The sequence below is a fragment of the Amycolatopsis tolypomycina genome, assembly GCF_900105945.1.
GTDB lineage: Bacteria > Actinomycetota > Actinomycetes > Mycobacteriales > Pseudonocardiaceae > Amycolatopsis > Amycolatopsis tolypomycina.
Window position 1 is genome coordinate 6,757,468 of record NZ_FNSO01000004.1, and the last position, 14,292, is coordinate 6,771,759.

A 14,292-nucleotide genomic window follows, 5' to 3' on the forward strand; every position below is an offset into this window, starting at 1 on the left:
CTAGAAGATGATGTTCAGCGCGATGGTCAGGACGAGCACGATGCCCGCGAGCAGGCCCGGCTTGCGGTACCAGCCCGCGTTCTCGCCGGTGTTGTCGTGCCGGCGCGTCTCCTTCGGCGTCAGCGAGTAGACGAGACCCACCAGCTCCTCGTCCGGCTTCGGCTTGGTGGCCAGCGAGACGACGACGCTCACCGCGATGTCGACGACGAACGCGGTCCCCGCGGCGACGAAGCTGATGCCCTGGCCGGTGAGGCCCAGCACTCCGGCCTGCGAGAGGCCCCAGACGGTGATCGCGGACGCCGTGCCCAGCACCAGGCCGCTCCAGCCGGCGTGCGGGGTCATCCGCTTCCAGAACATGCCCAGGATGAACGTCGCGAACAGCGGCGCGTTGAAGAAGGAGAACAGGTCCTGCAGGTAGTTCAGGATGTTGCCGGAGTTCGACGCGATGAACGCCGTGCCGATCGCCGCGATCGTGCCGAGCGACGTCACCACGCGGCCGAGGTTCAGGTAGTAGTGGTCCGGCTTGTCCTTCTTCACGTACGTCTGCCAGATGTCGTACGTGAAGACCGTGTTGAACGAGCTCAGGTTCGCCGCCATGCCGGCCATGAAGGACGCCAGCAGGCCGGCGATGGCGATGCCGAGCATGCCGTTCGGGAGCAGGTCGCGCATCAGCAGCAGGAGCGCGTTGTTGAAGGTGACGCCGCTTTCGGCCGTGCCGCCCTCGAGCAGCACCTGCTTGTCCTTCACGTACTCGGACACGGTGACCGCGGCGATCATGCCGGGGATGATCACGATGAACGGGACCAGCATCTTCGGGAACGCGCCGATGATCGGCGTGCGCCGCGCGGCGGACATGCTCTTCGACGCCATCGCGCGCTGGACCTCGACGAAGTTCGTCGTCCAGTACCCGAAGGAGAGCACGAAGCCGAGGCCGAAGACGATGCCCAGCACCGAAAGCAGGCTGTTGCCGAAGCCGGTCAGGTTGTCGCCGGGCCACGAGTGCAACTGCGCGCTGCCGCCCGGGCTGTTGGTCACCTTGTCGACCAGGCCCTGCCAGCCGCCGACCTTGACCAGGCCGATGATCGTCAGCGGCACCAGCGCGATGACGATGACGAAGAACTGCAGGACCTCGTTGTAGATCGCGGCGGACAGGCCGCCGAGCGCGGTGTAGGAGAGCACGATCGCGGCGGCGACGATGATCGACACCCACAGCGGCCAGCCCAGCAGCAGGTTCACCACGCTGGCCAGCAGGAAGAGGTTCGCGCCCGCGATGAGGATCTGGGCCGCGGCGAAGCTGACGCCGTTGACCAGGTGGGCCGGCTTGCCGAAGCGCCGCCGCATGAATTCGGGGACGCTGCGGACCTTCGAGCCGTAGTAGAACGGCATCATCACGATGCCGAGGAACAGCATCGCCGGGATGGCGCCGATCCAGAAGTAGTGCACGGTCGGCAGGCCGTACTGGGCGCCGTTGGCGGACATGCCCATGACCTCGACCGCGCCGAGGTTCGCCGAGATGAAGGCGAGACCGGTGACCCAGGCGGGCAGCGACCGGCCGGACAGGAAGAAGTCGAGGCTGCTCGACACCTGCCGCCGCGCCAGGTACCCGATGCCGAGCACGAGCGCGAAGTAGAACGCCAGCTCGATGTAGTCGATCGCGCTCGCGTCGAGTCGCAGGTTCGCATCGGCCAGTACGAGCACCCGACCCACCTCCGGCAGTTCCTTCTTCAAACAGGACAACAACCGACAGGAATCACCAGCATCCCGTCAGATCCGGACAGTACTGCATGGATTCAGGGTCGGCACGCCGACGTGTCCACAATGGCCGAAGGGCGCGCTCCCCCGGCCTTGACCAGGGGAGACGCGCCCTCGTTCACGCGCCGCGGGAGCGGCTGTGGATCAGCGGTCGGTCGGCACGGCGATCTCGCCGTCCTCGGCGATCAGGTGGGCCAGCACCTCGTCGGGCAGGTAGGTCCGGTGCGGGTAGCCCGGGCCCCACGAGTTGAGGATCGGCACGGCGCCGAGCTCGTCGGCACGCGGGTTGGCGAGCACGGCGTGCACGTCGTCGACCGACTTGGCCCAGCGGAACGCCTTGATGCCCTGCTTGCCCTCGGCGGTGTACTTGTCGCGGGTGCGCCAGTCGTCGTCGGCGTAGGACTCGTCCCACAGGACGTGCCCGGTGTCCTTGAGCACTTCGGCCGCGGCCCGGACCGACGTGCCGTTCTCGTCGCCGGGGTTGGTCTCGGGCCACTCGTCGCGCTTCTTGGCCTGGTCCCAGAGCCAGCGGGCCGCGTACTCGCTGCCGTTGAAGATCGACATGCAGCGCGACCAGCCGAAGCCGACGCACGCGCCTTCGTGGCCCTGGTCGTAGAACGCGTACCAGGCATCGGTGTCCGGAGTGCCGCCCGGCTCGAGGCAGACGCAGTGGCCGCCGCGGATCCGGCCGAGCTTCTTGACGCCGGCCTTGGCGATGAAGAACTCGCCGGACGTCTCATCCTGTTCCGGCGCGTCGAACGCCGAGTACCAGTTGACCCCGATCACGACCGGCGCCCTGGTGGGCTTGTCTTCGTCGGCCAGCGCGCCGAGCGGATACCTTTCCACGTGGCGCCAGTCGTCCGGAATGAACCGGCCCAGACGCGGGTCGGCCGGATCGGAACCGAGTGGGCGATAACGCATGTCTTCCTCCTTGCGTGCAGGCCAAAATGCGCGCACACCGGCCGGATGGCATGCACACCCCGAGCTCGAAGGCGGACTGAAACGTTGGCAGCACGAAAAAGTGACGGCCGAGCGCACCACCCTCCGGCCACGCCGGACGCACCGGCGGAACCCCTCGAATCGAGTGTCGCACGGCACGGGGGAATAAGAACCCGAACTCACCCGAACAGCGCACAAATCGCGGTGAAAAAGTAGCTGCCCACTGCGCACAGGCCTATCGGGTTAACGATTTCCTGGTGGAGCGACAATCAGCGAATCAGATACATTGATTTCGGCATCGATTCGGTATCGGCCGGAAGATCGGCCCGTTCGGGCAGCCGGGGGGTCAGTTTTTCAACGGGCGAGTTCAACGACCCGGGGTCACTCCGCCAGCCGCCGGAAGCGTGGCACGCGGCCCGCGGGCGTCTCGACCGTCTCGGTGAACATCGCCTTCGGCCGCACCCACAGCCCGTGCTCGCCGTAGAGCGCCCGGTACACCACGAGTTCCTCTTCGGTCTCGCTGTGCCGGGCGACGCCCACCACCTCGTACTCGGCGCCCTTGTAGTGGACGTAACGACCCGGCTGCACGTCAGAAGAGCCGGAACTCGTCGGACTCGATGCCGCGCAGCTCGTCGTAGTCCAGCGTCAGGCAGCGGATCCCGCGGTCCTCGGCCAGGGTGCGGGCCTGCGGCTTGATGATCTGGGCCGCGAACACGCCCTGCACCGGCGCCAGGAGCGGGTCGCGGTTGAGCAGCTCCAGGTAGCGCGTCAGCTGCTCGACGCCGTCGATTTCGCCGCGGCGCTTGATCTCGACCGCCACCGAACGGCCTTCGGCGTCGCGGGCCATGATGTCGACCGGGCCGATCGCCGTCGGGAATTCGCGGCGGACCAGCGTGTAGCCGTCGCCGAGGGTCTTGATGTGCTCGGCCAGCAGTTCCTGCAGGTGCGCCTCGACGCCGTCCTTCTGCAGGCCCGGTTCCGCGCCGAGGGCCTGGGAGTAGTCGTGGAAGACCTCTTCGATCGAGATCACCAGCTTCTCGCCCTGCTTGTTCTCGACGATCCAGAGCTTGCCGTCCTCGATCAGCCAGCAGGGCGGGCTCATCCAGTTCAACGGCTTGTACGCACGGTCGTCGGAGTGCACCGACACCGAGCCGTCGGACTTGACGAGCAGCAGGCGGGTGGCCATCGGCAGGTGGGCGGTCAGCCGGCCGGCGTAGTCGACCTGGCACCGCGCGATCACGAGACGCACCCGAGGAGGGTAGGACAGGTCCGGGATACTGGGCGGGTGGACCCCATTCAGCGTGTCGCGTCCCGCGAGGTGTACCGGAACAACTGGATGACCGTGCGGGAGGACGAAATCCGCCGCTCCGACGGCTCGCCGGGCATCTACGGCGTGATCGACAAGCCGGCGTACGCGCTGGTCATCGCCCAGGACGGCGACCGGTTCCGGCTGGTCGAGCAGTTCCGCTACCCGCTGGGCGAACGGCGCTGGGAGTTCCCGCAGGGCACCGCGCCGGACCTGGCCGACGTGCCGCCGCACGAGCTCGCCGTGCGCGAACTGCGCGAGGAGACCGGGTTGCGGGCCGGTTCGATGGTCACGCTCGGCAAGCTCGACGTCGCCGCCGGCATGAGCAGCCAGCGCGGCTGGGTGTTCCTCGCCACGGACATCACCGAGGGCGAGCCGCAGCGCGAGCACGAAGAGCAGGACATGCGCAGCGCGTGGTTCGCGCGCGCGGACGTCGAGAAGATGATCCTCACCGGCGAGATCACCGACGCGCAGTCCATCGCCGCGTGGGCCCGGCTCATGCTGTTCGAGCGCACCCGGGGGTGATCAGTCGGGCCAGGCGGGCTTGCGCTTCTCCAGAAACGCCGCCATGCCTTCGCGGGCGCCGGGCAGCTGGGACGCCGCGGCCATGACCTCCAGCGCGATCGCGTAGGCGTCGGCCTCGGGCCGGTCGAGCTGGGCGTAGAGCGTCACCTTGCCCATCGACTTGCTGGCGCGGCTGCCGCGCGTCGCCCGGGCCAGCAGTTCGGCGACGGCGTCGTCGAGCTGCTCGTCGGGCACGACCCGGTTGACCAGGCCCCAGTCGAGCGCCGTCGCCGCGTCGATGACGTCGCCGGTCAGCGCCAGCTCCATCAGCCGCTTGCGGCCGATCGACCGGGCCACCGGCACCGCCGGCGTGTGGCAGAACCAGCCCCCCTTGCCGCCCGGCAGCGCGAAGCCCGCCGACTCGGCGGCCACGGCCAGGTCGCACGACGCCACCAGCTGGCAGCCCGCCGCGGTGGCCAGGCCGTGCACCCGCGCGACGACGACCTGCGGGATCGACTCCATCGTCTTCATGACGTCGGTGCACAGCGTCAGCAGCTCGCGCACGCCCGTCAGGTCCCGCGCGGCGACGTCGGCGAAGTCGTGCCCGGCGGAGAACACCGGGCCGGCCCCGGCCAGCACGACGCCGGTCGCGTCGGACGTCCCCGCCTCGCGGAACGCGGCGAGCAGCTCGGCGAGGTGGTCCGCGGACAGCGAATTGCGCCGCGCCGCCCGGTTCATGGTGATCGTGACGGTGTCGCCGTCCCGCTTCACGAGGAGATGCTGGTACATGCTTCGACGGTAGACCTTCGGAATGTGCGCCGGTAGCTGTCCGGGCCGACACCGGCTTCGGCGCGCATCCGCCGCCGGAGGTTCGCCGCCGTGCCCAGCCCGGAGCGCTCGGCGACCCGCTCGACCGGCAGCGACGTCGTCTCCAGCAGCCGCTGCGCGTACCGGACGCGCTGGACGCGCAGCCAGCGGCCCGGCGTCACGCCGGTGGCCGCGGCGAACTCGCGGTGGAACGTCCGTTCGCTCATCCGCGCGTGCCCGACGAGGTCCTCGACGCCGATGCCGTCCCCGAGGCGGGCGAGCGCCCAGTCCATTGTGGACGCCAGACCGGGCCGGCCTGCCGACGGCGGCAGCGGGGTGTCGACGTACTGGCGCTGCCCGCCCTCGCGCGCCGGCGGCATCACCAGCCGGCGTGCCAGCGTGGCGGCGACGTCGGCGCCGTGGTCGCGCCGGACCAGGTACAGGCAGAGGTCGAGGCCGCCGACGACGCCCGCCGACGTCAGGACGCCGCCGTCGTCGGTGTAGAGCACGTCGCGCTGCAGGTCCGCGCGCGGCGCGACGACGGCGAGCGCGTCGAGGTCACGCCAGTGCGTGGTCGCCGGCCGGCCGTCGAGCAGGCCGGCGGCGGCGAGGGTGAACGCGCCGGAGCACAGCCCGGCGACGGTCGCCCCGGCCCGGTGCGCCCGGCGCAGCGCCGCGACGGCCGCCGGGGGCACGGGCGCGCGGGGGTCGTCGCGGCCCGGCGCCAGCACGAGGTCGCAGCCGTCGAGCCCGGCGAGCCCGTGCGTGGCCGCGACGTCGCCGAAGGGTGACACGGGCGTTCGCGCCCGGCCGGAGCTGCACAGCCGGACCGTGAACGGGCCGATCCCGCTGTCGGTCCGGTCCTGGGCCCAGACCTCGCCGATCACCGCGAGGTCGAACATCCGGGTGCCGGGCAGCAGCAGAACGCCGACGGTGCGCATGGCAGAAAAGTATCGCATCGCGCGTCTTCTGCCACTCCCCACGCGCCGGTCACGCGGCGAAACTCGGCGGTATGACCGAACCGGCACTCATCCTCATCGACGTCCAGCGCGGGTTCGACGACCCGGAGTTCTGGGGCCCGCGCAACAACCCGGGCGCCGAGGCGAACATGAAGGCCCTGCTCGACGCCTGGCAGGAGCGGCGGCTGCCCGTCGTGCTCGTGCACCACGACTCGCCGAAACCGGGCTCGCCGCTGCGGCCGGGGCAGCCCGGCAACGACTTCAAGCCCGAACTCGACGGCGCGCGCCCGGACCTGGTGTTCGGCAAGCAGGTCAACTCGGCGTTCCTCGGCGACGTCGACCTCGACGCGTGGCTGCGCAGGCGCGGCATCACGAGCATCGTCGTGGCCGGCATCCAGACCAACTTCTGTTGCGAAACCACCGCGCGGATGGGCGGGAACCTCGGCTACGACGTCACTTTCGCCCTCGACGCCACGTTCACCTTCGACCTCCCGGGCGTGACCGCCGACGAGCTCTACCGGGTCACGGCGGCGAACCTGGCGAACCAGTTCGCCACCGTGAAGTCCACAAAGGACGTCCTGGCGGAGCTCAGCCGAGACCGTTCCGCTCCCGGATCAGGCTGACGATGCCGTCCATGATCCCGGTCAGCTCGTAGTCCTTGGGCGTGAACACCCGGGCGATGCCGCGTTCGGTGAGCAGCGCGGCGTCGTCCGGCGGGATGATGCCGCCGACGATCACCGGCACGTCGCCCGCGCCTGCGGCGCGCAGGCCGTCGACGACGTGCGGGACGACCTCGAGGTGCGAGCCGGACAGCACCGACAGCCCGACGACGTGCACGCCTTCCTGCACCGCCGCCGCGACGATCTGCTCGGGCGTCAGCCGGATGCCCTGGTAGACGACCTCGAAGCCGACGTCGCGCGCCCGGACGGCGACCTGCTCGGCGCCGTTGGAGTGCCCGTCCAGGCCCGGCTTGCCGACCAGGATCCGCAGCCGTTCGCCCAGCTCCGCTTCCGTTTCCCGGACGCGCGCGCGGACCCGCTCCAGCTCGGGGTCGCCCGCGCCGGCGACGGCGGAGGCGGAAACGCCGGTGGGGGCCCGGTATTCGCCGAACACCTCGCGCAGCGCGCCGGCCCACTCGCCGGTGGTCACGCCGGCCCGTGCACAGTCCACAGTGGCCTCGAAGAGGTTCTCCGTGGTCCGCGCCCGCTCCTTCAGCGCGGCCAGCGACCGCTCGACGGCCTCGTGGTCACGCTGGGAACGCCACTCCTCGATGGCACTGACGGCGTCCTTCTCGACGGCGGGGTCGATCGTCTCGATCGCCTTCGCGCCTTCGGCCTGCAGCGGAGACGGCTCGGTCGTCGCGAACTTGTTGACCCCGACCAGGATCCGTTCGCCGTTCTCCATCTCCCGGCGGTACTCGGCCAGCGACGCCACCAGCTGCGACTTCATGTAGCCGCTCTCGACCGCGGCGACCGCGCCGCCGAGGTCCTGCACGCGGGCGATCTCCTCGCGGGCACCGGCCATGATCTCGTCGACCTTGGCCTGGATGACGTGCGAGCCGTCGAAGATGTCCTCGTACTCCAGCAGGTCCGTCTCGAAGGCGAGCACCTGCTGCATCCGCAGCGCCCACTGCTGGTCCCACGGCCGCGGCAGGCCGAGGGCCTCGTTCCACGCCGGCAGCTGGATCGCGCGGGCGCGGGCGCCGCGCGAGAGCGACACCGCGAGCATCTCCAGCACGATCCGCTGGACGTTGTTCTCCGGCTGGGCCTCCGTCAGCCCGAGCGAGTTGACCTGGACGCCGTAGCGCAGCCGGCGGGCCTTCGGATCCGTGACGCCGTACCGGTCGCGCGTGAGCTCGTCCCAGAGCGCGGTGAACGCGCGCATCTTGGACATCTCCTCGACGAACCGGACGCCGGCGTTGACGAAGAAGGAGATCCGCGCGACGACCTTCGCCATGTCGGCCGCGTCGACCTGCCCCGAGTCGCGGACGGCGTCGAGCACGGCGATCGCGGTGCACAGCGCGTAGGCGACCTCCTGCGTCGGCGTCACCCCGGCTTCCTGCAGGTGGTAGCTGCAGATGTTGATCGGGTTCCACTTCGGCACGTGGTGCACGGTCCAGGCGATCACGTCGGTGATCAGCCGCAGGCTCGGCCCCGGCGGGAAGATGTAGGTCCCGCGGGACAGGTACTCCTTGATGATGTCGTTCTGCGTGGTGCCGGCGAGCTTCGCGAGGACCTCGTCGACGTCGCGCCCCTCGGCCTCGGCCTGCTCGCGCGCCACGGAGACGTACAGCGCGAGCAGCCACATGGCCGGCGCGTTGATGGTCATCGACGTGTTGGCCTCGGCGAGCGGGATGCCGTCGAAGAGCTGCCGCATGTCGCCGATGTGCGACACCGGCACGCCGACCTTGCCGACCTCGCCGCGGGAGAGCTGGTGGTCCGGGTCGTAGCCGGTCTGGGTGGGCAGGTCGAACGCCACCGAGAGGCCGGTTTGCCCCTTCGCCAGGTTGCGCCGGTAGAGCTCGTTCGACGCGGCCGCGGAGGAGTGCCCCGCGTAGGTCCGCATCACCCACGGTCGGTCTCGCTCGCGGTCCGTTGGATACGGCACTGGACACCTCCGGCGGTGGACGTTTCGTCGAGTGTACCGACCGGTAACATAGGTGGGCAGTGGAATCGGCCACGTCCGGGTGACGTCAGTCCGCGGCCTGGGCCACCTCGACCAGCTCGCGGATCCGTTCGGGCTCCGCCACGGCGACGAACTTGATCGGGCTCCGGCTGCCGGCGAACCGCAGGGGCACGGAGTAGCCGAGGACCTCGACGACCAGGTCGGGTTCGGTGAAGGTGAGCGTGCCGAGGCTGCGAAGGTCAGGGCCGCCACGATCACGTTGACGAACGGGAATCCCTGGTCCGGAACGGGCCGCAGCCACCGCCACCGTGCCGGCGGCCGGGAGGAACCACTCGATCCCCGTCGGCACCACCCGCTGCGGCCGTCCCGACCACAGCTGCCTTTCCCCCGGCAGCAAAGCGATGAACGGTTCGTACACAGTGGCCTCCCGGGCTCAGCCGCTCGCCTGCGCCCGCGCGATCAGGTCACGGACCCGCTCGGCCTCCGGCACCGCCACCAGCACGATCGGGACCGGCATCGACCTCGTCTTGGTCTGCGCGCCGGCGAGAACGCCGAGAAGCCCGGCCGGCCCCCCGAAGGTCACCGTGCCGGCCCCGTCCCGGCCCGGGCGGGCGACCGGCGGCGGCAACGCGCCCAGGTACGCCGACACGCGGGTGCGGCCCGAGACGCCGTCGGCCACGACGACCCGCCGGTCGGTCACCGCGTACACCGCACGGCGCATCGCCCACAGCCGCCCGGCCACCGGCGCCCAGGCCGCCGCGAGCCCGCAGAACGCGAACACCGCGCCGATGTAGTGGGTCTGGCTCGACCGCCCGAACACCAGCGCGGAGGTGGCGACCACGGACACCCAGACCACACCGGAGGCGAGCTGGTACCAGTCGAGCCCCTGCAGGGTGATCCGCCGCGGCCGTCCCGACCACAGCAACCGCTCCCCCGGCAGCAGCACGTTCCCCGGCACATCCACGGCAGCCTCCCCGGTCCTCTTTGCCCGGTGACGCTCGGGAAGGCCGGAATGGTTGCCCGCTCAGGCGGCCGAACTGTCCGCTTCCGGCGGCGCCTGGCGCGCCTTGGCCTCGTCGATGGCCTTGGTGAGCAGGTCGCGGACCCGCTTGGGCTCGCCGACGCCGATCAGCGTCACCGCACCCGAGCCGCCGAAGGTGATGGTCCCGGTGCGGGACGGGCCCGGCTTGAGCACCGGCGCCGACAGGGTGGCCAGCTCGCTGGCGCGTTCCTTCTGCCGGAACAGGCCCGACCGCGCGATGATCCGGCTGTCCGTCACGGCGTAGGTCGTGCGCCCGAGCGCGAGGTACCGGACGATCGACCGGCCGACCGCGCCGTAGACACCGAGCACCAGCACGACGACGGCCACGGCCATCGTGGCGCCGCTCGGCTCGCGCGTGAGCAGGAACCAGAGCGCGGCGGCGGCGAGGACGAGACCGGCCGGGGCGATCACCCCGTCCGCGGCGACGTAGAGCGGGCGCTGGACCGGCTCTCCCGCCCAGAGCACGCGTTCACCGGGCAGAAGATCGATTTCGCCTGCTGACATGGCCGAACACTACTCTGTGGCGGCGCCTCCCGCCGAATCCCACGTGTGCTCGTGCACGATCTGTGCCCGGCCGATCCCGCGGAACCGGGTGACCAACTGTGTGACCGAAATCCGCGAGACCCGGCCGGGCGGCGTCGGTTAGCGTCAGTAGCCGTGACGTGGAGTTCGTACGGCAGTTACCTGGTCATCGTGGTCCTGATCGTCCTCGCGCCGGGGCCCGACACGATGGTGATGCTCAAGAACGCGCTGTCCGGCGGGTTCCGGGGCGGGCTGCTCGCGTCGCTCGGCATCTTCGCCGGCAACGCCGTGCAGGGCAGTGCCGCGGCGCTGGGGCTCGGCGTCCTCGTCGCCCGGTCGCAGCCGGTGTTCACCGCGCTCAAGTGGGCCGGCGCGGCCTACCTCGTCTTCCTCGGCGTCCAGGCGCTGCGCGGCGCGTTCCGCGGTGACTACCAGGCCGTCGAGGCGGTCCAGCGCCGCCGCGGCGGCGGCTTCCGGCGGTTCCGCGAGGGCTTCCTCTCCAACATCACCAACCCGAAGGTGCTGGTGCTGTACCTGTCGGTGCTGCCGCAGTTCCTCGACCCGGTGCGCACGACGACGTGGGACGCCCTCGCGCTCGCCTACACTGTCGCCGTGCTCGGCGTGGTGTGGCTGCTGGTGCTGCTGGTGTTCGTGCACCGCGTGCGCGCGTGGCTGGAGCGCCGCCGGGTCCGGCGCGCCCTCGACGGCGTCACCGGAACCGCCCTGCTCGGCTTCGGTGCGGCACTGGCCTTGGAGTCCTGATGACCTGGAGCACGTACGCGGCTTTCGCCGGGATGATGGCGTTCCTGGCGATGATGCCGGGCCCGGACACGATGGTGGTGCTGAAGAACGCCCTCACCGGCGGCGCCCGCGGCGGCGGCTGGGCGTGCGCGGGCATCACTGTCGCGAACTTCCTCCAGGGCACGGCGGCGGCGCTCGGCCTGGGCGCGGTGATCACCCGGTACCGCCCGGTGTTCGAGACGGTGAAGTGGCTCGGCGCGGCGTACCTGGTCTTCCTGGGCATCCAGGCGCTGCGCGGGGCGTGGCGCGGGAACTACGAAGCCCTCGACGACGTCCGCAAGGCGCGCGCGTCCCGGGTGCGGCGGTTCCGCGAAGGGTTCCTCTCCAACATCACCAACCCGAAGGTGATCGTACTGTACCTGTCGGTGCTGCCGCAGTTCCTCACGCCTTCGTCGACGCTCGGGGACTCGCTGCTGCTGGCGTACACGGTCGCGGCGCTGGGCGTGGTGTGGCAGGTGGTGCTGCTGTTCTTCGTGCACCGGGTCCGGGGCTGGCTGCGGCAGCGGAAGGTGCGCCGGGCGCTGGACGGCGCGACGGGCACCGCGCTCGTGGGCTTCGGCGCGGTGCTCGCCTTCGAAGGCTGACGCTTCGAAAGGCTAGAGCGTCCGGTCCAGCCAGTCGTAGATCCGGCCCGCCGCCAGGCGCTGGGCGCCGACGTGGCAGTGCGCGTCCGCGCCCTCCTCCGCCGTGAACGTCAGCAACGTCTTCGGTGCCGTCAGGTGCGCGTACAGCCGCCGCGGCTCGGTCTCCCGGTCGCCGCCGAAGAACAGGTCGTCCGCGGCTTCGCAGACCAGGACCGGGCAGGCGATCCGCTCCGCCACGCCGTCTTCCAGCGTGTACTCCAGGTACTTCGCGATGAACTCCCGGTCGGTCGCCGCGCCCAGCACGTACCGGCCGTGGTCGCACGCCCAGCGCAGCGTCGGGCTCGCCTCGCGCCCCGCCGCGAGCAGCGCGTCGAACTCCTCGTCGTGGTCGGCCCGGGCGCGGCGCACGATCTCCGCGCGCGGCCACGGCAGCAGCCCGGTCACCGCCGCACCCGCGTCGTACACGCCGTCCACCGCGACCACCGCCGCCAGGCGCGGCTCGAACGCCGCCGCCCGCGGGGCCAGCATGCCGCCCAAGCTCACGCCGAGCAGCGCGAGGCGCGCCGGGTCGACACCGTCGAGCGTCAGCGCGAAGTCCACCACGGGTGTCACCACGTGCTCCCAGTCCGGCCGGAACACGAGCTTCTCGCGCCGGACCGCGCTCGGCTGGCCAGGACCGTCGAACGTCAGGACGTGGTAGCCGTGCGCGGCGCCCGCCGCCGCGCCCATGAAGTGGCACTCCTCCGCGCTGCCGTCGAACCCGTTGTGCATGATCAGCAACGGCTTCGGCCCGGCACCCGGCGCGCGGTAGAAGTACCCGCGCAGAACCGTGCCCTCGTAAGGGATTTCGACCGGCTCGGCCACCTCCGCGCGGCGGAAGCACTCGACGCTGCGGTCGTACGCCGCCGCGATGCGCGGGTCCGCCGGGTCGCCGTGCAGGAAGAACTCCGACGAAAAGTAATACGTCGACGCGCGCAGCAGCAGGTCGCGCGCGGTGACGGGCCCCGCGTCGGCCGCTTCGGTGTAGAGCCGGTCGGCCAGCGCGCGGTAGGCGTCGTGCCAGCTGTCGTAGTCGCCCGGCGTCACCGTCGACGCCGCCGCGAGGACCTCGCCGAAGTCCGAGCCGCCGTAGGCCGCGTGGCCGAACAGGCGCAGGGTCTCGAACCAGAACTGCTGGTCGTCTTCGAACATCAGCTGCTTCATCGGATCTCCTCCTGGACAACGGTTGCGAACGACCGGGCCGGCCGCCCGGTGACCTGCTCGACGACCGGGGTGACGCGGTCTTCGGCACCGCGCCGGATGCCCTCGTCGAGGGCGGCGAGCACGGCCGCGAACGGCTCGGGAAGCCCGGACGACGTCAGCAAAGCCGCGAAGGCCTCGGTGCTCACCGCGCGGTGCCGCACCGGGCGGCCGAGGTGCGCGGAAACGAGCGCGGCCGCTTCGGCGTAGCTCAGGGCGGCCGGCCCGGTCAGGACGTGTTCGGTGTTGTGCGGTTCGCGATCGGTCAGCGCGCGGACGGCGACCGCCGCGATGTCGCCGGCGTCGACGAACGCCACCCGGCCGTCGCCGGTGGCCGTGACGATCTCGCCGTCCCGCACGCCCTGGGCGACCAGGTGCTCGCCGGTGAAGTTCTGCATGAACCAGGACGGCCTCAGCACGGCCCACTCCGGCGCCGCGCGCACCAGCCGCTGCAGGTCGCCCAGGCCGGGGGTGTCGTCGGTGACCGCCGACGAGCTGAGCAGCACGACCCGCCGGACACCCGCGTCCAGCGCGTCGTCCAGGAAGGGGGCGACGACCCCGGCGGGCGCAGCCTCGCCGATCGGGGCCAGCAGGTACACGGCGGAGGCGCCGCGCAAGGCCTCGGCGTGGGTCGACCGGTCCGCCCAGTCGAACCGGACCTGACCGGCCTCGCCCGGCTTGCGCGTGGCCGCCCGGGCCGGGAATCCCGCCGCCCGCAGGCCCGCGACGACCCGGCGGCCGGTCGTGCCGGTGCCGCCGAGGACCAGGACGTCAGCCACCGAACGCCGCCGTCAGCTCGGCCGCGCCACCGAGGATCTCCGCCGCGGCCAGCGGGCTCCAGTAGTCGCGGTAGTGGCTGATGAACCCGTCCGAAACGGTGATGACGGCGATGTATGACAGCTCGTACGGCTTCCGCGTCGCCACCACGACCCCGGCGACGGTGAACTCGACGACGACCACGGCCGGGTCGGTCGTCTCGTGCACGGTCTTCGCGGTGACCTCCCGGATGTCCAGCAGGTTCGGGTAGTCGCGCAGGTACTCGCGGATCGCGTCGCGCCCTTCGACGCGCTTCGGGTAGCCCGGGCCGGCGAACGGGAACTCGAGGACGCCGTCCTCGGCCCAGAGCCCGGCGAACCCGGCCATGTCGTGCTTGCGCAGCAGATCGAGCGCGTGCTCGACGAAGTCGTGCATCGCAGCCTCCTTCGACGTTCG

Annotated in this window: 16 protein-coding genes and 1 pseudogene; 4 read left to right on the top strand and 13 right to left on the bottom strand. The window is 71.1% G+C overall.

Going from position 1 to position 14,292, the window contains the following annotated elements:
* The 4 genes from BLW76_RS40595 to nucS form a co-directional block, all read right to left on the bottom strand.
* Entirely contained in the window at positions 1–1,698 is a 1,698-nt protein-coding gene (locus BLW76_RS40595; protein WP_091320491.1) for a sodium:solute symporter family protein, read from the bottom strand.
* A gap of 198 nt (positions 1,699–1,896) precedes the next feature.
* Positions 1,897–2,673, bottom strand: a complete 777-nt coding sequence (locus BLW76_RS40600) for a hypothetical protein (RefSeq protein WP_091317374.1) — start codon at positions 2,671–2,673, stop codon at positions 1,897–1,899.
* A 399-nt stretch (positions 2,674–3,072) separates the two neighbouring features.
* Positions 3,073–3,279 (bottom strand): DUF1653 domain-containing protein, encoded by a 207-nt coding sequence (locus BLW76_RS40605; protein ID WP_091317376.1) that lies wholly within the window; start codon positions 3,277–3,279, stop codon positions 3,073–3,075.
* Between the two features lies 1 nt (position 3,280).
* On the bottom strand, positions 3,281–3,940 hold the full coding sequence (gene nucS, locus BLW76_RS40610; protein WP_167384890.1) for an endonuclease NucS: 660 nt from the start codon (positions 3,938–3,940) through the stop codon (positions 3,281–3,283).
* Positions 3,941–3,976: 36 nt separating this feature from the next.
* Between nucS and BLW76_RS40615 the strand changes: the two genes are divergently transcribed.
* Complete coding sequence (locus BLW76_RS40615; RefSeq protein WP_091317379.1) at positions 3,977–4,522, top strand: NUDIX domain-containing protein; 546 nt, start codon at positions 3,977–3,979, stop codon at positions 4,520–4,522.
* On the opposite strand, the gene BLW76_RS40620 is transcribed toward BLW76_RS40615, so the two are convergent.
* Positions 4,523–5,290, bottom strand: a complete 768-nt coding sequence (locus BLW76_RS40620) for an enoyl-CoA hydratase-related protein (protein WP_091317381.1) — start codon at positions 5,288–5,290, stop codon at positions 4,523–4,525.
* Positions 5,269–6,249 (bottom strand): GlxA family transcriptional regulator, encoded by a 981-nt coding sequence (locus BLW76_RS40625; RefSeq protein WP_091317382.1) that lies wholly within the window; start codon positions 6,247–6,249, stop codon positions 5,269–5,271. Before BLW76_RS40625 ends, BLW76_RS40620 begins: the two co-directional genes overlap by 22 nt.
* 71 nt (positions 6,250–6,320) lie before the next feature.
* Here BLW76_RS40625 and BLW76_RS40630 point away from each other — a divergent pair, with 71 nt between their 5' ends.
* Entirely contained in the window at positions 6,321–6,890 is a 570-nt protein-coding gene (locus BLW76_RS40630; RefSeq protein WP_091317384.1) for a cysteine hydrolase family protein, read from the top strand.
* Here BLW76_RS40630 and BLW76_RS40635 read toward each other — a convergent pair.
* The 4 genes from BLW76_RS40635 to BLW76_RS40650 form a co-directional block, all read right to left on the bottom strand.
* Positions 6,856–8,874: a protein meaA gene (locus tag BLW76_RS40635; protein ID WP_091317385.1), complete on the bottom strand. Its 2,019-nt coding sequence runs from the start codon at positions 8,872–8,874 to the stop codon at positions 6,856–6,858. The genes BLW76_RS40630 and BLW76_RS40635 overlap by 35 nt on opposite strands.
* Positions 8,875–8,959: 85 nt before the next feature.
* Positions 8,960–9,310, bottom strand: coding sequence for a hypothetical protein (locus BLW76_RS40640; RefSeq protein ID WP_091317387.1), 351 nt, complete (start codon positions 9,308–9,310; stop codon positions 8,960–8,962).
* A gap of 15 nt (positions 9,311–9,325) precedes the next feature.
* A complete protein-coding gene (locus BLW76_RS40645) occupies positions 9,326–9,856 on the bottom strand; it encodes a hypothetical protein (RefSeq protein ID WP_091317389.1) in 531 nt (176 codons plus the stop codon).
* Positions 9,857–9,916: 60 nt separating this feature from the next.
* The gene (locus tag BLW76_RS40650) at positions 9,917–10,438 is read right to left on the bottom strand and encodes a YdbT family protein (protein WP_091317390.1); all 522 of its coding nucleotides are present in this window, start codon (positions 10,436–10,438) and stop codon (positions 9,917–9,919) included.
* 153 nt (positions 10,439–10,591) lie between these two features.
* On the opposite strand from BLW76_RS40650, the gene BLW76_RS40655 reads away from it, so the two are divergent.
* Together BLW76_RS40655 and BLW76_RS40660 are read left to right on the top strand one after the other, a co-directional pair.
* Positions 10,592–11,218 (top strand): LysE family translocator, encoded by a 627-nt coding sequence (locus tag BLW76_RS40655; protein WP_091317392.1) that lies wholly within the window; start codon positions 10,592–10,594, stop codon positions 11,216–11,218.
* A complete protein-coding gene (locus BLW76_RS40660; RefSeq protein ID WP_091317393.1) occupies positions 11,218–11,841 on the top strand; it encodes a LysE family translocator in 624 nt (207 codons plus the stop codon). The genes BLW76_RS40655 and BLW76_RS40660 overlap by 1 nt, the downstream gene beginning before the upstream one ends.
* 12 nt (positions 11,842–11,853) lie before the next feature.
* Here BLW76_RS40660 and BLW76_RS40665 read toward each other — a convergent pair whose 3' ends face one another.
* From BLW76_RS40665 to BLW76_RS40675, 3 genes and pseudogenes are all read right to left on the bottom strand, one after another.
* Positions 11,854–13,044, bottom strand: coding sequence for an alpha/beta hydrolase family protein (locus BLW76_RS40665; RefSeq protein WP_091317395.1), 1,191 nt, complete (start codon positions 13,042–13,044; stop codon positions 11,854–11,856).
* The gene (locus tag BLW76_RS40670; protein ID WP_091317397.1) at positions 13,041–13,859 is read right to left on the bottom strand and encodes an NmrA family NAD(P)-binding protein; all 819 of its coding nucleotides are present in this window, start codon (positions 13,857–13,859) and stop codon (positions 13,041–13,043) included. The genes BLW76_RS40665 and BLW76_RS40670 overlap by 4 nt, the downstream gene beginning before the upstream one ends.
* Positions 13,852–14,277 (bottom strand): annotated as a pseudogene (locus tag BLW76_RS40675) (nuclear transport factor 2 family protein); the annotation flags it as partial. The gene BLW76_RS40670 and the pseudogene BLW76_RS40675, both read right to left, overlap by 8 nt.
* Positions 14,278–14,292 lie beyond the last annotated feature (15 nt).